Source organism: Microbulbifer sp. YPW1, from assembly GCF_013367775.1.
GTDB lineage: Bacteria > Pseudomonadota > Gammaproteobacteria > Pseudomonadales > Cellvibrionaceae > Microbulbifer.
Genome location: NZ_CP055157.1, coordinates 842,335 through 858,388 on the forward strand (window position 1 = coordinate 842,335; position 16,054 = coordinate 858,388).

Below are 16,054 nucleotides of genomic sequence, written 5' to 3' on the forward strand. Positions count from 1 at the left end.
GATTTTTAGTCGTTCTGATCGCTCTTTGAGTTTCTTCGCTTGTGTAATAAAAATACGGCGACCGCGCTGACCGAAAGTGCCATAAGAATCCAAAGCATATGGTGCATTTCGTGCACCACACCTTCGGGCGCATGACCTTCGTGGGCGTAAGCGAATACGCCGATGGTCATGGAGATTGCTGTGAACAGCGTCAGATACAGTGTTTTTATTTTCATATTTTCCTCTACTTCTTGTGCTCAATACTTGAATTGGCTTATGCGATAGCAGGAATGCTTTTTTCTTCCAGCATTCCTTCGCGCACGATAAATTCAATAATATCCTTCAACCCTTTCTGCGCTTTCAGGTTGGAGAAAACAAACGGACGCTCGCCGCGCATTTTTTTGGCGTCGCGGTCCATCACTTCCAGGGACGCGCCCACCAGTGGCGCCAGGTCAATCTTGTTGATGATCAGCAGGTCGGAGCGGGTAATACCCGGGCCGCCCTTCCTCGGAATCTTGTCACCGGCGGATACGTCGATCACATAGATGGTGAGATCGGAGAGTTCCGGGCTGAAGGTGGCGCTGAGGTTGTCGCCACCACTTTCCACAAACACGACGTCGAGCGCGCCGTGACGGGCTATCAGTTCGTCGATGGCGGCGAGGTTCATGGAGGCGTCTTCGCGGATGGCGGTGTGGGGGCAGCCGCCGGTTTCCACACCGATGATGCGGTCTGCACTCAGGGCTTCGTGGTTGGTGAGAAACTTGGCATCTTCCTGTGTGTAGATGTCGTTGGTGACAACCGCGATGTCGTAGTGCTCGCGAAGTGCGCTGCATAGTTCGCGCAACAGGGCGGTTTTACCGGACCCTACTGGGCCGCCGACGCCGACGCGCAGTGTCTGTTTTTTACCGGTTTGCATGGTGGATAACTCCCGATATTTATTGAACTCTGTAATTGCGTATTTTAATTTTGTTCGCCGCTTTTGTTTTCGTCAGGACCGGAACAGGCGTGTGTACTGATGTTCGTGGCGGGCGCTGGCGATCGCCAGTGCGGGCAGTCCGGCGCCAATTTCACAATCCTCCAGCCGCTGCGCACGCTTGATCGCGGCCGGGACCTGTTGCTGGATATCACCGATCAGTTGCTGCGCCTGGGTCTGGCCGAGGGGCACCAGCTTGGTGGCGGCGGCGACCTGGTTTTCCAGCCAGGACCACACCAGCCCGAGCAGGGCGGTGTCTTCGCCAAGCTCCCAGTGATGGGCGGCGATGGCAAATGCTGCGGTAAAGCTGACATCGCCGCTGTGCAGCTTGCTTTCTACTTGTAGCTGATTCAGCAGTCGTATCAAGGCGCTACCGGTAGCGGTATCGGTGAGACGCAGTTCACTGGTCTCGCGACAGGCGAGCGTATAGTGATTCCAGTAATGCAGCCGTTCGCTGTTTCCCTCCTGCAACGCACGGTGACAGCGCAGCAGCAGCGGGCAGTCCACCTGGGCGAGGGATTCCTGCAACTGCAGGGTAAGCCAGCGGCGGGTGTCGTCGGCGTTGCGTACCCAGCCCGCATCGATTGCATATTCCAGTCCCTGCGAGAACGCGTACCCCCCCACCGGCAGGCTGGCGCTGGATAACTGCAACAACCTCAGCAGCGCGCTGTCAGTGGTGATGATGCTCATGGTCGCCATGGTTGTGGGTATGGGCATGCCCGCCGCTATAGGCACCGGATTCCGGTACAAACACGGCCTGCTCTCTGGTCAAATCCAGTCCCAGCAGTTCCAGCATTTCTTCCAGTACGTGGTCGGGCACGATACGCAGCCAGGGCACATTGACACTGTTGCCCACCTGCAATTTCACATGGCGGTTACCCAGGTGATAGCAGGCGCGGCTGAAGGTGAGCCAGTCGTCGCAGCGGGCGGTGGTAACTGACTCTTCGGCCCCCTGTACCCGAATGGTTTTTCCACACTCGCTTTGCAGAATTTCCCCCACCAGCAGCGGCTTGCCCCGTTCGAGGAAAATCCGCACTTCGGCACCGTCAGCGGTGCTGGTGCGCAGGCGCCCGCGATCCCGTTGTAGATGGTCCAGGACCACGCAGCCATCGGCGGCAATGTCGGTGCGCACACCGAGGCGTTGATAGATATCCAGCGTCACACAGTACTCCTCGTGAAAAATCAGAACAGGCTGTAGCGTTGTGCCAGCGGCAACTCGCTAGCGGGCTCGCAAGTGAGCAGTTCGCCGTCGGCGCGCACCTCGTAGGTCTGCGGGTCCACGGTGACGTCCGGCTGCCAGTCGTTCAGCACCATGTCTTTTTTGGTGATGCTGCGGGTGTTTTTACACGGCACCAGCGTGCGCTGCAGGCCGTGCTGTTCCGCCACGCCGTTGTCCGCTGCCGCCTGGGAGACAAAAGTCACAGAGGTTTTTGCCGCCGCCAGCCCGTGGGCGCCGAACATGGGCCGGTAGTGCACCGGCTGCGGTGTGGGAATGGACGCGTTGGGATCCCCCATGGGGGCCGCGGCAATCATGCCGCCCTTGAGAATCATCGACGGCTTGATGCCGAAGAACGCCGGCTTCCACAGCACCAGATCGGCGAGCTTGCCCACTTCGATGGAACCTACCTCGTGGCCGATGCCGTGGGTGATGGCGGGGTTGATGGTGTACTTGGCGATATAGCGACGCGCGCGAAAATTGTCGGCGCCGGCGGTTTTACCGCTGCTGTCTTCGGCCAGGTTGCCGCGCTGCACTTTCATTTTGTGCGCGGTCTGCCAGGTGCGGGTGATCACTTCGCCCACGCGCCCCATGGCCTGGGAGTCCGAGGCGATCATGCTGAAGGCGCCGAGGTCGTGAAAAATATCTTCCGCGGCAATGGTTTCCTTGCGGATACGCGAATCTGCAAACGCAATGTCTTCGGGAATACTGGTATCCAGGTGGTGGCACACCATCAGCATGTCGAGGTGCTCGTCCACGGTATTGACCGTATACGGGCGGGTGGGATTGGTGGAAGACGGCAGTACATTGGAAGAGGCACAGGCCTTGATGATATCCGGTGCGTGCCCCCCGCCGGCACCTTCGGTGTGATAGGTATGGATGGCGCGGCCCTTGAAGGCGCCGATGGTGTCGTCGACGAAACCGGATTCATTCAGGGTATCGGTGTGTATTGCCACCTGTACATCGTACTTGTCGGCCACGGTCAGGCAGCAGTCGATCGCCGCCGGCGTGGTGCCCCAATCTTCATGCAATTTAAGGCCGCAAGCACCAGCCTCAATCTGTTCTTCCAGCGCCTCCGGCAGGCTGGCATTGCCCTTGCCGAGAAAACCGAAATTCATCGGCAGGCTGTCGGTGGCCTGCAGCATTTTGCCGATATTCCACGGCCCCGGTGTGCATGTAGTGGCGTTGGTTCCCGTGGCCGGGCCGGTACCGCCGCCGATCATGGTGGTGACGCCGGACATCAGCGCCTCCTCCACCTGCTGTGGGCAGATAAAATGGATATGCGCATCTATGGCACCGGCGGTGAGTATCGATCCCTCACCGGCGATAATCTCCGTACCCGGACCAATTACGATCTCTACGCCATCCTGAACGTCGGGATTGCCCGCCTTACCGATACCTGCGATACGTCCGTCTTTTACCGCCACGTCCGCTTTCACCACGCCCCAGTGATCAAGGATCAGCGCATTGGTGATCACCAGATCCGGGGTATCTTTGGACGGTCGCTGGCTCTGGCCCATGCCATCGCGAATCACCTTGCCACCGCCGAATTTCACTTCATCCCCGTAACGGGTGAAATCTTTTTCCACCTGCAGCCAGAGCTCGGTGTCACCGAGGCGCACGCGGTCGCCGGTGGTTGGACCGAACATCTGGGCATAACTTTCACGGTCCATGCGGCTCATGACTTCACCCCGGCAGTTTCATCCAGAGGGCCCATTACTTCACCCCGAAAACCGTACACCTCGCGCGTTCCCGCATAAGCGACCAGTTCCACCTCGCGCCCCTGGCCCGGCTCAAAACGCACCGCGGTGCCGGAGGCGATATTCAGGTGAAAGCCCCGCGCGATTTCGCGCTCAAAACGCAATGCCGGATTGACCTCGTAAAAATGGTAGTGGGAGCCCACCTGTACCGGGCGATCGCCGGCATTTTCCACCCGCAGGGTGCGGGTTTCACGGCCGGGATTGAGTTCGATATCGCCCTTGTCTTTGGCGACCTGAATTTCTCCGGGAATCATAATTGCCCTTATATTGTTCCAGCGCCTCAGCTAATCGGGTTGTGCACGGTTACCAGCTTGGTGCCGTCGGGAAACGTCGCTTCCACCTGCACCTCGTGAATCAACTCCGGCACGCCATCCATAACCTGGTCCGCGCGCAGGATCTCGCGGCCATAGCCCATCAACTCGGCCACACTCCTGCCGTCCCGTGCGCCTTCCATAATCTCCATGGTGATCAGCGCCACCGCCTCGGGATAATTCAATTTCAGTCCGCGCGCCAGCCGGCGCTCCGCAAGCAGCGCGGCGGTGAAAACCAGCAGCTTGTCTTTTTCTCTCGGCAGTAATTCCATGCAAAACCCTGCAATGCTCGGTATTTATATTCAGTGAAAATCAGGTTCGCCAGATCCGCGGCGCACAGGCTGCGCGACCGACCAACTCGGGCCGCAGTAATTCCCACAGTTCCGTCAACAGGGCGCGCACCTCAAAGGCACAGCGCCCCAGCGCTCGCACCACGATCATTTCCGATACCAGGGAGATCCCGGCGAGGCAGTGTTGGGCGTGCTCGGCAATGATTTCCCGGCAGGCCTCCCGCACCGGTTCTTGGGGCGCAAACGGGCCCATCACCAACAGGCCATTCACCGGGTAACCCTGCAGACCCGCGCGCGAAGAGAGCACATCGTCCGCGGAATCGCTGTTGTCATGTAGCTGCCCGGACAGACGCAGCGATTCGATCAACAGCGGTATCCCTTCGCGAAAAATTTCCAGTCGCTGCCACAGTCGGCCATTGCCAAAAGTTGCATCACAGGCGGGCAGCCCCAGGGAGGTCACTTCCCAGCCGGCGAAGTGACTGTTGCGGGCCAGATCCACCCGCGTCACCATGGCGCCATTGGCATCCGGGTAGGCAATGTTTTCCAGCGGTAACCACTCCAGGCTCGCCCCGGCCTCTACCCGCAGGAAAGTGTTCTGGCTCTGCAGCAGGCCATCACTGCGTGCACGGTATACCCGCCCGGCACCGGTGGTCGTCACCAGCGCGCGCGCGTCTTTCTTTACCTCTACCCGCACTTCCAGCCGATCCCCGGACACCAGGCCACCGGGCGGGTGCAACAGATAGACATGCGCGAGATCACGCCCTTCGGGGAAAAAGGGCTTCTGTACGTACAAGGGGCCCTGGTGGTGATTGCGCGCCAGCCGGCAACCTCGTTCCGTCCGCTCAAACTGCAACGCCAGATCCGCACGCCAACGCCCTGCTTCAAAGGCCTCGCTAGCCGTGGCCTCGGTAAACAAGGGGTCGGGTATGACAAGTTGATTCATGCAAACACTGACGTCTGAATCCCGCCGCGCAGTGATACCGCAGCGACAGGTTGGATTTAAGGCCAATGGAAACAAGTTTCAGATCGGAGCGGTATGCGTCAATTGACGTAGTGCCGCACCAGAACGCGAGCCCTGAAAAGCCCGGCAAAAAACCGTACACTCAAAGACTTCCGCCACGTCAGCGATAGCGGTTCACACTCAGGATGGACAGGACAGTTCACAGGCAAGCTCAAAGACTAGAAAGGAACACACCATGGCCCTAACCCCCTCCACCATGATTCCCCTCGGTACCCCCATGCCCGAATTCCAGCTGCCCGATCCCACCGGCACACTGGTCAACAGCAGCGATTACGCCGGCAAGCCATTGCTGGTCATGTTTATCTGCAACCACTGCCCATTCGTGAAACATATCGCCGCGGGCCTGGCTGATCTGGCAGAGGAATACATGCCGGCTGGGCTCGGCATCGTCGCCATCAACAGCAACGACTTCGTCAATTACCCCGAAGACAGTCCGGAAAAAATGCAGGAAGAAGTCGCCGCACGGGGATACCGCTTTGCCTACCTGGTGGACGAGGATCAGGCCGTGGCCAAGGCATTTGATGCCGCCTGTACACCGGACTTTTTTCTGTTTGATGGCGAGGGGAAACTGGCGTACCGCGGCCAGTTTGATGACAGCCGCCCCGGGAATAACGAACCGGTGAACGGTAAGGATTTGCGCGCTGCTGTGGATAAGGTTCTGGCAGGAGAAAAACCGGCGGACGATCAGGTGCCGTCTATCGGCTGCAATATCAAGTGGAAGTAATGCGCTAACGAAGACTATAGGTTGATGCGAAAGTGCCGATACCGGGTACGTCCTTGCAAGGACGTACCCGGTAGCGACACCGCCACCAGTGTAAAAAGAGCTTTCGCGCTACCTACGAAGCACTCTTCAAAAAAGCCAGCATCCAGCGCGCTACGGCACTGGTGTGGATATCGTTGGTGAGGGAGGCCTTACCCTTCTCCACCATATCTGCGCCAAACACCTCCTCGCGAAGCTCCAGCAATCCTTTCGAGTAGGGCTTGGTAAATTCCGGATGGGCCTGCATGGTAAGCATGTGTTCACCAACCTGTAGCAGCGCGTAAGGACAGAAATCACTGGACGCGATCACCTTGGTCCCCGGGGCCGGCGCCACCACCTGATCCTGGTGGCTCACCAGCAGACTGAAAGACTCTTGCGGCTCCACCATCCACACCGGCGTCTCCTGAATCTCGTAGCTGTGCACCCCAACGCCCCAGCCCTTCTCCGACTTGCGCGTCTCCCCACCCAGCGCATGGGCAATCAACTGGTGACCAAAGCAGATACCCAGAGTCGGCTTCTCGCGACGGTGCAGCTCGCGCACAAACTCCATCAACGGTGGAATCCAAGGCTTGTCCTCGTAAACCCCCGTCTTGCTACCGGTAATCAGGTAAGCATCCACCTCATCGATATCGTCCGGGTAATGGTTGTGCTGCACCTCGTAGGTGACAAACTCCAGCGATGGATCCTCACGCTTCAGCAGATCGGCAAACATTTCGGGGTACTCGCCAAACTCCCCCACCAGCTGCTCGCGCACATCGTCCGTCTTCAGCACACCTATTTTCATAACCGCTCCAAAAGAATCCACACAGCCGCGCCATATCGTCAGGATACGACCTTGAAATTTGTGATCACATTATTGCGCGCAGACTCGAAGTCGACAACCCGCATCAAGCTGACACCTGAGCAAACGCAAAAAAAATTGCGCATCTAAACTCCCGGCTAGACTAAAAGTGTTGCGCCTCACCCCTTAGAAGTTCAAGGAGCGAACTCATGAAAGCAGCCAATAAGGCCGCCATCCTTACCGCCGCCGTTCTGGCAGCCACGCTCGGTGCCAACCAGTGCCTGGCAGATTACGAACAGGGCGACTTTATCGCCCGTATTGGCTGGGGTCTCGTGGACCCCGATGACGACTCGGAACTGCTAGTGATCGACAGCAGCGTGCGACTGCCGGATACCCGGGTATATGTGGATGAAGGCGACAGCGCCACCATCACCGGCACCTGGCTGTTTGCGGATCACTTCGGCCTCGGTCTGCTGGCAGCGTTGCCGTTTGAACACGACCTCGCCGTTGTCGGCCTGCCGGATCCCGCCGGCGGCCTGCTGGGCAGGGTGGATCTCGGCAGTATCGAGCACCTGCCACCCACCCTGACGGTACAGTGGTTCCCGGTGTGCAAGGAATCCTGGGTGCAACCTTATGTGGGTATCGGCGTCAACTTCACCACCTTTATGGATGAAGACCTCAGCCGCATTGCGCAGGACTACTTCGACGATGTGCTCGGTGCCAGCAGCAAAGCAAACCTGAAGCTGGACGACTCCTGGGGCCTGGCCGGCGAGCTGGGGGTAGACATCATGTTCGGCCGCGACAGCAACTGGCTGTTCAATGCCGCGGTGTGGTACCTGGATATCGATACCGACGCCAAGATCAGCTTCCGCAACGATCAGGGGTATCGCACCCGCATCACGACCAATGTGGATATCGATCCCTTTGTCTACTCCATAGGTCTCGGCTACAAGTTCTGAATGTCCTCCCGGTCGGGCACACCAGTGCCCCACCGGGTTTATCCCCGCGTCCCCCCTTCCCTGATAGCCCCCGGGCCTTGCTTCACATCTCCACTACAATTGCCTAGTCCAAGCAGCCACTGGCAGTACCTACTTCTTATGCCAGAAAATTAGGCTGGGCATTGCGCTAAATCTGCAAATAGCGAAAATAAAAATCGATCCTCCGCCACTGAAAGGCATCGCTGTCATTTCTCATGTATGATTGCGCGCCAACTGTTTAAATTTTGGCCGGCAGGCAACTTCACAGGAGAAATAATGACGACATCCACCTCCCCCAGTGACATCCAGCCCGCCGGCGCCGGCAAGAAGACCGCGTTTACCCGCTTCCTCGATACCGTGGAGTGGCTGGGTAACCTGCTGCCGCACCCGATTACCCTGTTCGCAATGTTTGCCGTAGGCGTGGTGATCCTCAGTGGCATCGCCTCCTACTTTGGCCTGTCAGTGGTGGACCCGCGCCCGGAAGGCGCTGCCGGACGTTCGGCAGATGGCGTGATCCACGTGGTCAACCTGCTATCCGGGGAGGGGCTCAGGACCATCGTTACCACCCTGGTCACCAACTTCACCGGCTTCGCCCCTCTGGGCACGGTGCTGGTTGCACTGCTGGGTGTGGGTATTGCCGAGCACTCGGGCCTGCTGTCTGCCGCCGTGCGCGGCATGGTGCTGAAAGCCTCCAAGCGCACTGTGACCGTGATCGTGGTGTTCGCCGGCATCATCTCCAACACCGCCTCCGAGCTGGGCTATGTGGTACTCATCCCACTGGCGGCGATGATCTTCCACTCTCTCGGCCGCCACCCACTGGCCGGCCTGGCCGCGGCCTTTGCCGGTGTCTCCGGCGGCTATAGCGCCAACCTGCTGCTGGGTACCGTGGATCCGCTGCTGTCCGGCATCACCGAATCCGCCGCGCATATGATCGACCCCAATTATGTGGTGGGCCCGGAGGTGAACTGGTACTTCATGATTGTGAGTACCTTCCTGATCACCATCGTCGGCAGCTGGGTAACCCTGGCCATCGTGGAACCGAAGTTGGGTAAATACGACAACAGCGAAGCCTCCGTCGACCTGTCCAAGGACAAAATGACCGAGCTCACCGCCGAGGAAAAACGCGGCCTGAAATATGCTGGCCTCGCGGTACTGGGTGTGTGCGGTTTGCTGGCACTCACCATCGTTCCCGAGTGGGGCGTGCTGCGCAATCAGGAAACCGGCGCCGTAGCCGGCTCGCCGTTCCTGAAAGGGATTGTGGCGCTGATCGTGGTGTTCTTCGCAATCCCAGGTTTTGTTTACGGCAAAACCGTGGGCACCATGAACAACGATCGCGACGTGATCGACGCCATGTCCAAAAGCATGGGTACCATGGGCATGTACATCGTGCTGGTATTCTTCGCCGCGCAGTTCGTCGCCTTCTTCAAGATGACCAACCTGGGCACCATCTTCGCGGTGCTCGGTGCCGAGGCCCTGCAGAGTATCGGCCTCACAGGCCCGATCCTGTTCGTATTCTTCATCCTGATGTGCGGTATCGTGAACCTGAGCCTGGGCAGCGCCTCGGCGCAGTGGGCGGTGACTGCACCGATCTTCGTGCCCATGCTGATGCTGCTCGGCTATGCGCCGGAAGTGATCCAGGCCGCCTACCGGATCGGCGATTCGGTAACCAATATCATCACGCCGATGATGAGTTACTTCGGTCTTATCGTGTCGTTTGCCACCCGCTACAAGAAAGACCTGGGGATGGGCACCCTGATTGCCACCATGATCCCCTACTCCATCTTCTTTTTCGTGGGCTGGACCGCACTCTTCTTCCTGTGGGTGTTTGTCGCCGGTATGCCGGTCGGACCGGGCGCGGCAACTTACTTCAATATGTAAGCACTTCCCCCGCTTCCCCCTTCCAAAACCGCGCCCCCGGGCGCGGTTTCTTTTTGTCTGCCGCTGTGTAAAATTGGCCAAACCAAATAAAATAACGGTATGACAGGAAGGTAAGGCCTTTCCGCGATGAAGGAGTGAAGCTTGAACAAGAATAAACTGCAGGCCGCCCTGCTAACCCTGCTGCTGGGCGCAACCGCCAGCCACGCACAGAATCCGCTCGACTTCGGTAGCGATATTAAAACCGCCGACCCTTCCGGCCACGTGTGGCAAGACGGCAAGATGTATCTCTACACTTCCCACGACGAGGAGTGTCAGGAAGACTTCTGGATGAAGAACTGGCACGTGTTTTCATCGGAAGACCTGGTGAACTGGGAAGACCACGGCGCCGTGCTGTCTGTGGACGATCTCAGCTGGGCGGACAACTACGCCTGGGCCCCGGATGCGGCCTACAAGAACGGCAATTACTATCTGGTATTCCCCGCCGGCACCGGCCACAAGGACCGCGCCAATCCGGAGAAGAGCACCAAGTGGATGGGTATCGGCATCGCCGTCAGCGACTCTCCCACCGGCCCGTTCAAAGACGCCATCGGCGCTCCCCTGTGGCGCGAGCCCTATGCCAACGACCCGGCCCTGTTCGTGGATGACGACGGCAAAGCCTACCTGTATTTCCACGGCACCAAGTTTGACTACTACGTGGCGGAAATGGCCGACGATATGCTGAGTATCAAGGGCGATTTCAAGAAGATGGACATGGGTGGCTACGAGCCCAAAATGGAAGGCCCCTGGGTGTTCAAGCGCGGTGACAAGTACTACTTCACCATGCCGGAGAACAACCGCGAACTCGCCTACTACATGTCTGACACTCCGGTGGGCCCCTGGGAGTACAAGGGTGTTTTCATGGAGCAGGAACACGAGAGCAATAACCACCACTCTATCGTCGAATACAAGGGGCAGTGGATCCTGTTTTACCATCGCTGGCTGAAATCACCGGCGTCCAGCTGCGAGAAGCGCCAGCGCTACTCCACTGCCGAATACCTGCACTTCAACGAAGACGGCACCATCCGCAAGGTGGAACGCACCGAACAGGGCGTGGCCGATTTTGCCGAGCGGGTGAAAAACGCCAGTGCGGACTGATACCAAGTGAGTGCTACCGGGCACGCTTCCCCGCACGGGGGAGCGTGCAACTCAGCTGCGTTTACGCGCCAGCTTTTTCAGAAATACCCCGATTTCCCGTTCCACCTGTACATCGCCCTTCTCCTGCGCTACCACCAGTCCTTGCACAAATGCCCGGGTCGCCGCGGCATCATTGCCCAGCGCCATCTCACTGCGCCCGAGCAGCTTCCAGGCCGCGGAGTGGTCCGGCATTTGCTTGACACACTCCCGCAGGTGCTCCGCAGCAGCCGCGTGATTCTTTTCATTGAACAGGGCGCTCCCCAGGCCAAAACGCAACAGCGGGGAATCCTTGCCCGCTTCCAGCTGGGCCTATAAGCGTTCAATGATGGGATTGGTCATGGGGTAATCACTCCAATTCGCGTTAGACTCGGGTTCAGCGCCACAAGCGCTCCCTGGCAATACCGGTTCGCCGGGCATCGAGCACCGACTACCGACCATAACAACAAGCGATCTGAAAAACAGGAACCCCTTGTGAAAAAGACACTGCTTTCTCTGTCCCTGGCCCTGGCCAGCACTTCCAGCTTTATCCACGCCGCCCCCACCGACGCCGACAAGCAACTGGCGCAGACCGAAGATGAAGTCATCGAGTGGCGCCGCCACCTGCACCAGAACCCGGAACTGGGTAACCGCGAGTTCGAGACCGCCAAATACATCACCGCACACCTCAAGTCCCTGGGCATGGAAGTGGAAACCGGCATTGCCCACACCGGCGTGGTCGGCCTGCTCAAGGGCGGCAAACCCGGCCCCACCGTCGCCCTGCGCGCGGATATGGACGCACTGCCGGTCACCGAGGAAGTGGATCTTCCCTTCGCCTCCAAGGCCAAAACTGAATACAACGGGGAGCAAGTGGGAGTGATGCACGCCTGCGGCCACGATACCCACGTCGCCATGCTGATGGGTGCCGCCCAGGTACTGGCGGAGATGAAGGATGAGCTGGCAGGTAACGTCCTGTTTATCTTCCAACCCGCAGAAGAAGGCGCACCCGACGGCGAGGAAGGCGGTGCGGAACTGATGCTGAAAGAGGGGCTGTTCAAGAAATACAAGCCGGAAGTGGCCTTTGGCCAGCATGTGACCTCCAGCCTGCCGAGCGGCGTGATCGGCTACCGTTCCGGTCCACTGATGGCCAGCTCCGATGAATTCCGCATCAATGTGAAAGGCCGCCAGACCCACGGCTCGCGTCCCTGGGGCGGCGTCGACCCGATCACTGCCGCCGCGCAGATCGTGATGGGCACCCAGACCCTGGTCAGCCGCCAGATTGACATCACCAAAGAACCCGCGGTGGTTTCCTTCGGCGTGATCGATGGCGGTGTGCGCAACAATATCATCCCCGACAGTGTCTACCTGAACGGCACCATCCGCAATTTCGATATGGACAACCGCCAGGAGATTTTCAAGCGCCTGAAAACAACCGCCGAACTGATTGCCGAAAGCAGCGGCGCAAAGGCAGAAGTGGAAATCCTGGAAGGTTACCCGGTTACCTCGAATAACCCGGAACTGACCGAGGCCGCCATCCCGGCCCTGCAAGCAGCCGCCGGCGACAGCAAGGTGATGGTGATTCCAAAAATTACCGGCGCCGAAGACTTCTCCTTCTTCGCCAATGAAATTCCGGGGTTTTACTATTTCCTCGGCGTTACCCCGGCAGGGACAAACCCGGCCACTGCAGCCAGCAACCACTCTCCGCGTTTCTATGTGGATGAGAGCGCGCTCAAGGTCGGCACCAAGGCGATTACCCAGTTAACCCTGGATTATATGGCGAGCAAAACCGCGAATTAATTGCAGTCAAAAAAACGGGGCATATGCCCCGTTTTTTATACCCGGTTGTTTACCGGCTTATTCAACGCAATGGAGACAACTAGTTTCCGACGACCATCAACACGAAAGTGGAGAACAGCTTATGGGCCTGAATCAGTCTGAAGATCAAAACCGCCGTTTAGTCCTGGCATCCCGCCCCGTTGGGGCGCCTGGGCCGAGCAATTTTCGCCTTGAAAAGACCGATATTCCCCAGCCATCAGAAGGCCAGGTTCTGATTCGCACCGTGTTTCTTTCCCTCGACCCTTATATGCGCGGCCGTATGAGCGATGCTGCCTCCTACGCCGAGCCAGTAGGAATCGGCGAGGTGATGGTTGGCGGTACCGTAAACCGGGTGGTTGAGTCCCACCTGGACGGTTTCGAGAAAGGCGACTGGGTGCTCTCCTACACCTGCGGCTGGCAGGACTATGCGCTGTCCGACGGCACCATGCTGATCAACCTCGGTAAAAATCCCGCGCAACCCTCTCTGGCACTGGGCCTGCTAGGTATGCCCGGATTTACCGCGTATATGGGTTTACTGGATATCGGCGCCCCCAAGGAAGGCGAAACCCTGGTTGTCGCCGCAGCCACGGGCCCGGTGGGGGCAACCGTCGGCCAGATCGGCAAGCTGAAAGGCTGTCGTGCGGTAGGTGTCGCAGGCGGTGCAGAAAAATGCCGTTTCGCCGTAGAGGAGCTGGGGTTTGATGCGTGTATCGACCACTACGCAGAAGACTTCGCCGAGCAGCTGGCAAAGGCCTGCCCTGACGGTATCGATATTTACTACGAGAATGTCGGCGGCAAGGTATTGGACGGAGTCCTGCCACTGCTTAACACCGGCGCGCGCATTCCGGTATGCGGCCTGATCTCACAGTACAACGCCACCGAACTGCCCCCGGGGCCAGACCGTCTCGGCCTGCTGATGAGTCAGATCCTGGTCAAACGCATGAAGGTACAGGGCTTCATTATTTTCGATGACTACGGCCACCGCTACGACGAGTTCTATGAGGAAATGTTGCGCTGGTACAGCGAAGGCAAGATCAAATACCGCGAACAGGTTGTGGACAATCTTGAACAGGCACCGGAAGCTTTTGCCGGCATGCTGGAGGGCAAGAACTTTGGCAAGCTGGTAGTCCGTGTGGGCAGCGATAGCTGAAACCGGGCAAACAAAAAAGGCGGGATTTGACTCCCGCCTTTTTTGATTCCAGCGCATTGCCCCTACAGCGGCGCAATGCTGCCGGTCAGTCTAGTGCTCAGTTTGCGCGGCGCTGGCGCGGACGCTGATCACTGTTGCCGCCCGTGCGATTACCGCGTTCACCACCGCCAGACGGCTTGCGGTTACCGTTGCCACGTGCACCATTTTCAGTACGCTGGGCGTTGTTGCGGCTGTCGGAACGATTGCCGGAGCGGTTGCCCGAGCGGGATTCACCGTTACCGGAACGCTCACCAGAGCCATTGTTGCCCGGTTTTCCCCGACGACTCGAAGGCTTCTTGCGCGCGGCGCCATCGCGGCGTACCTGGGCGCCTCGAGCGGCCTTGCCACCGGATTCCGGAAGCTGGTGATCCGGCTCAAAGCCTTCAATTTCTTCGCGCTCGATGGGCTTCTGAATCAGTTTTTCGATATCACGCAGCTGTTTGATTTCATCTGCAGATACCAGGGACACCGCCTGTCCGTTGGCGCCGGCACGGCCGGTACGACCGATGCGATGCACGTAATCCTCGGGCACATTCGGCAGGTCGAAGTTCACTACCTGCGGCAGCTGATCGATATCGATACCGCGCGCGGCGATATCCGTTGCCACCAGAATCTGTACCTTGCCACTTTTGAAATCTGCCAGGGCTTTGGTGCGCGCATTCTGGCTCTTGTTGCCGTGAATCGCCGCCGCCGGGATACGGCTCTGCTCCAGCTGTTTGGCCAGGCGGTTGGCACCGTGCTTGGTGCGGCTGAAGACCAGTGCCTGATGCCAGCCGTTTTCCTTGATCAGGTGACACAGCAGCGAGGCCTTGCGGGCCTTGTCCACCGGGTGCAACTTCTGGCTCACGGTTTTGGTGGTGCTGTTGCGCGGGCTTACATCGATCTCTACCGGGTCGTTCACCAGGCCTTTGGCCAGGGTGCGGATTTCCGGAGAGAAGGTCGCGGAGAAAAGCAGGTTCTGACGTTTCGCCGGCAGTACCCGCAGGATTTTTTTGATGTCGTGGATAAAGCCCATGTCCAGCATGCGGTCAGCTTCGTCCAGCACCAGGGTTTCCAGCTTGTCGAACTTGATCGCGCGCTGGTTGTACAGATCCAGCAGGCGGCCCGGTGTGGCCACGAGAATGTCGGCACCGCCGCGCAGGCGCATCATCTGCGGGTTGATTTTGACCCCGCCAAATACCACCGAGTGACGCATGGGCAGGTACTGGCTGTAGCTCTGCACATTGTCGAATACCTGTGCCGCCAGTTCGCGGGTCGGAGTCAGTACCAGGGCGCGCACCTGATTGTTGCGCGCGCGTTCACCGGCGCTCAGCTTGTGCAGCAGAGGCAGGGTAAAGCCGGCAGTCTTGCCGGTACCGGTCTGTGCCGCCGCCATTACATCGCCACCGCGCATCACTACGGGAATGGCCTGCTCCTGAATCGGGGTGGGTTGGGTATAGCCCTGCTCCGCAACGGCGCGGGAAATTTCCGGCACTAGGCCGAGGTCTTCAAATAACATAGAAATTCTTTCTTGAGTGCGGTCAGTGGAACAATCACACCGACCTGCGTGTTACGCCCGAGCCTGTCGCTCCGGGCAAAACTGGAATGCTCAGTCCGCCGTGCCCGCTTAAAGGGCCGATGTTCCACGGAGTGAGATTGGTTGCCGCCTGAGGCATTGGCCGAAAGTTCTATTTCGGCATGGTGCGGCATTCAGTAGAAAGGAATCAGACACACTGCTTAGTACAGTGTTCCAGAAATGAGCCGGAAGTAAGTCCGGCCTACAGATGACGCAACTGGCAGTCTTGCCAGCCGCGGCACTATAACACAGCGCGGCAGACTGCCCAGTTTTAATTGTATTTTTGCGTAGCGGACACTTTCTCCCCGGCTTACGGGCTCTCCGTGCGGTGGAACCTTTCGATGGAAATTCCCCCACCGTAAACTTTCTCCACTACGCAACGGGGAGGGCAAACGATGTC

General features: G+C 58.7%; 17 protein-coding genes. 6 read left to right on the top strand and 11 right to left on the bottom strand.

Features of this window, described 5'->3' with window-relative positions; translation table 11 throughout:
• Window positions 1-5 precede the first annotated feature (5 nt).
• The 8 genes from HUW35_RS03530 to HUW35_RS03565 all read right to left on the bottom strand — a co-directional run bounded on the left by HUW35_RS03530 (window position 6) and on the right by HUW35_RS03565 (window position 5,472).
• Entirely contained in the window at window positions 6-215 is a 210-nt protein-coding gene (locus HUW35_RS03530; RefSeq protein ID WP_181254268.1) for a hypothetical protein, read from the bottom strand.
• Between the two features lie 38 nt (window positions 216-253).
• Window positions 254-895 carry an urease accessory protein UreG gene (gene ureG, locus HUW35_RS03535; RefSeq protein ID WP_181254269.1) on the bottom strand — a complete coding sequence of 214 codons (642 nt, stop codon included), beginning with the start codon at window positions 893-895 and terminating at the stop codon, window positions 254-256.
• Between the two features lie 72 nt (window positions 896-967).
• Window positions 968-1,669, bottom strand: a complete 702-nt coding sequence (locus HUW35_RS03540) for an urease accessory protein UreF (protein WP_255463461.1) — start codon at window positions 1,667-1,669, stop codon at window positions 968-970.
• Window positions 1,623-2,114, bottom strand: coding sequence for an urease accessory protein UreE (gene ureE, locus HUW35_RS03545; protein WP_219932642.1), 492 nt, complete (start codon window positions 2,112-2,114; stop codon window positions 1,623-1,625). The genes HUW35_RS03540 and ureE overlap by 47 nt, the downstream gene beginning before the upstream one ends.
• Before the next feature lie 20 nt (window positions 2,115-2,134).
• The gene (gene ureC, locus HUW35_RS03550) at window positions 2,135-3,850 is read right to left on the bottom strand and encodes an urease subunit alpha (RefSeq protein WP_181254270.1); all 1,716 of its coding nucleotides are present in this window, start codon (window positions 3,848-3,850) and stop codon (window positions 2,135-2,137) included.
• Window positions 3,847-4,182 (bottom strand): urease subunit beta, encoded by a 336-nt coding sequence (locus HUW35_RS03555; RefSeq protein WP_181254271.1) that lies wholly within the window; start codon window positions 4,180-4,182, stop codon window positions 3,847-3,849. Before HUW35_RS03555 ends, ureC begins: the two co-directional genes overlap by 4 nt.
• Before the next feature lie 26 nt (window positions 4,183-4,208).
• Entirely contained in the window at window positions 4,209-4,511 is a 303-nt protein-coding gene (locus HUW35_RS03560; RefSeq protein ID WP_078083126.1) for an urease subunit gamma, read from the bottom strand.
• Window positions 4,512-4,551: 40 nt separating this feature from the next.
• Window positions 4,552-5,472 carry an urease accessory protein UreD gene (locus HUW35_RS03565; protein ID WP_181254272.1) on the bottom strand — a complete coding sequence of 307 codons (921 nt, stop codon included), beginning with the start codon at window positions 5,470-5,472 and terminating at the stop codon, window positions 4,552-4,554.
• Between the two features lie 253 nt (window positions 5,473-5,725).
• Between HUW35_RS03565 and HUW35_RS03570 the strand changes: the two genes are divergently transcribed.
• Window positions 5,726-6,274, top strand: a complete 549-nt coding sequence (locus HUW35_RS03570; protein ID WP_181254273.1) for a thioredoxin family protein — start codon at window positions 5,726-5,728, stop codon at window positions 6,272-6,274.
• Window positions 6,275-6,386: 112 nt separating this feature from the next.
• Here the strand turns inward: HUW35_RS03570 and HUW35_RS03575 are convergent, their stop codons facing one another.
• Complete coding sequence (locus HUW35_RS03575) at window positions 6,387-7,094, bottom strand: gamma-glutamyl-gamma-aminobutyrate hydrolase family protein (protein ID WP_181254274.1); 708 nt, start codon at window positions 7,092-7,094, stop codon at window positions 6,387-6,389.
• A gap of 206 nt (window positions 7,095-7,300) precedes the next feature.
• On the opposite strand from HUW35_RS03575, the gene HUW35_RS03580 reads away from it, so the two are divergent.
• From HUW35_RS03580 to HUW35_RS03590, 3 genes are all read left to right on the top strand, one after another.
• The gene (locus HUW35_RS03580) at window positions 7,301-8,050 is read left to right on the top strand and encodes an OmpW family protein (RefSeq protein ID WP_181254275.1); all 750 of its coding nucleotides are present in this window, start codon (window positions 7,301-7,303) and stop codon (window positions 8,048-8,050) included.
• Between the two features lie 294 nt (window positions 8,051-8,344).
• The gene (locus HUW35_RS03585) at window positions 8,345-9,946 is read left to right on the top strand and encodes an AbgT family transporter (RefSeq protein WP_255463462.1); all 1,602 of its coding nucleotides are present in this window, start codon (window positions 8,345-8,347) and stop codon (window positions 9,944-9,946) included.
• A gap of 141 nt (window positions 9,947-10,087) precedes the next feature.
• Complete coding sequence (locus HUW35_RS03590) at window positions 10,088-11,080, top strand: family 43 glycosylhydrolase (RefSeq protein ID WP_181254276.1); 993 nt, start codon at window positions 10,088-10,090, stop codon at window positions 11,078-11,080.
• 51 nt (window positions 11,081-11,131) lie between these two features.
• Here the strand turns inward: HUW35_RS03590 and HUW35_RS03595 are convergent, their stop codons facing one another.
• The gene (locus HUW35_RS03595) at window positions 11,132-11,395 is read right to left on the bottom strand and encodes a tetratricopeptide repeat protein (RefSeq protein ID WP_219932643.1); all 264 of its coding nucleotides are present in this window, start codon (window positions 11,393-11,395) and stop codon (window positions 11,132-11,134) included.
• A gap of 195 nt (window positions 11,396-11,590) precedes the next feature.
• Here HUW35_RS03595 and HUW35_RS03600 point away from each other — a divergent pair, with 195 nt between their 5' ends.
• Together HUW35_RS03600 and HUW35_RS03605 are read left to right on the top strand one after the other, a co-directional pair.
• Entirely contained in the window at window positions 11,591-12,892 is a 1,302-nt protein-coding gene (locus HUW35_RS03600) for a M20 family metallopeptidase (protein WP_181254277.1), read from the top strand.
• 121 nt (window positions 12,893-13,013) lie between these two features.
• Window positions 13,014-14,060 (top strand): NADP-dependent oxidoreductase, encoded by a 1,047-nt coding sequence (locus tag HUW35_RS03605; RefSeq protein WP_305075972.1) that lies wholly within the window; start codon window positions 13,014-13,016, stop codon window positions 14,058-14,060.
• A 97-nt stretch (window positions 14,061-14,157) separates the two neighbouring features.
• Here HUW35_RS03605 and HUW35_RS03610 read toward each other — a convergent pair whose 3' ends face one another.
• Complete coding sequence (locus HUW35_RS03610) at window positions 14,158-15,597, bottom strand: DEAD/DEAH box helicase (RefSeq protein WP_181254278.1); 1,440 nt, start codon at window positions 15,595-15,597, stop codon at window positions 14,158-14,160.
• Between the last annotated feature and the right edge of the window lie 457 nt (window positions 15,598-16,054).

What these genes read in the sequence shown, in the direction of transcription:
- HUW35_RS03610 (WP_181254278.1), bottom strand. Translation starts at nt 15,597, where the DNA reads ATGTTATTTGAAGACCTCGGCCTAGTGCCGGAAATTTCCCGCGCCGTT.
- HUW35_RS03540 (WP_255463461.1), bottom strand. Translation starts at nt 1,669, where the DNA reads ATGCCCATACCCACAACCATGGCGACCATGAGCATCATCACCACTGAC.
- HUW35_RS03560 (WP_078083126.1), bottom strand. Translation starts at nt 4,511, where the DNA reads ATGGAATTACTGCCGAGAGAAAAAGACAAGCTGCTGGTTTTCACCGCC.
- HUW35_RS03555 (WP_181254271.1), bottom strand. Translation starts at nt 4,182, where the DNA reads ATGATTCCCGGAGAAATTCAGGTCGCCAAAGACAAGGGCGATATCGAA.
- ureC (WP_181254270.1), bottom strand. Translation starts at nt 3,850, where the DNA reads ATGAGCCGCATGGACCGTGAAAGTTATGCCCAGATGTTCGGTCCAACC.
- HUW35_RS03585 (WP_255463462.1), top strand. Translation starts at nt 8,345, where the DNA reads ATGACGACATCCACCTCCCCCAGTGACATCCAGCCCGCCGGCGCCGGC.
- ureG (WP_181254269.1), bottom strand. Translation starts at nt 895, where the DNA reads ATGCAAACCGGTAAAAAACAGACACTGCGCGTCGGCGTCGGCGGCCCA.
- HUW35_RS03575 (WP_181254274.1), bottom strand. Translation starts at nt 7,094, where the DNA reads ATGAAAATAGGTGTGCTGAAGACGGACGATGTGCGCGAGCAGCTGGTG.
- HUW35_RS03565 (WP_181254272.1), bottom strand. Translation starts at nt 5,472, where the DNA reads ATGAATCAACTTGTCATACCCGACCCCTTGTTTACCGAGGCCACGGCT.
- HUW35_RS03580 (WP_181254275.1), top strand. Translation starts at nt 7,301, where the DNA reads ATGAAAGCAGCCAATAAGGCCGCCATCCTTACCGCCGCCGTTCTGGCA.
- HUW35_RS03605 (WP_305075972.1), top strand. Translation starts at nt 13,014, where the DNA reads ATGGGCCTGAATCAGTCTGAAGATCAAAACCGCCGTTTAGTCCTGGCA.
- HUW35_RS03530 (WP_181254268.1), bottom strand. Translation starts at nt 215, where the DNA reads ATGAAAATAAAAACACTGTATCTGACGCTGTTCACAGCAATCTCCATG.
- HUW35_RS03570 (WP_181254273.1), top strand. Translation starts at nt 5,726, where the DNA reads ATGGCCCTAACCCCCTCCACCATGATTCCCCTCGGTACCCCCATGCCC.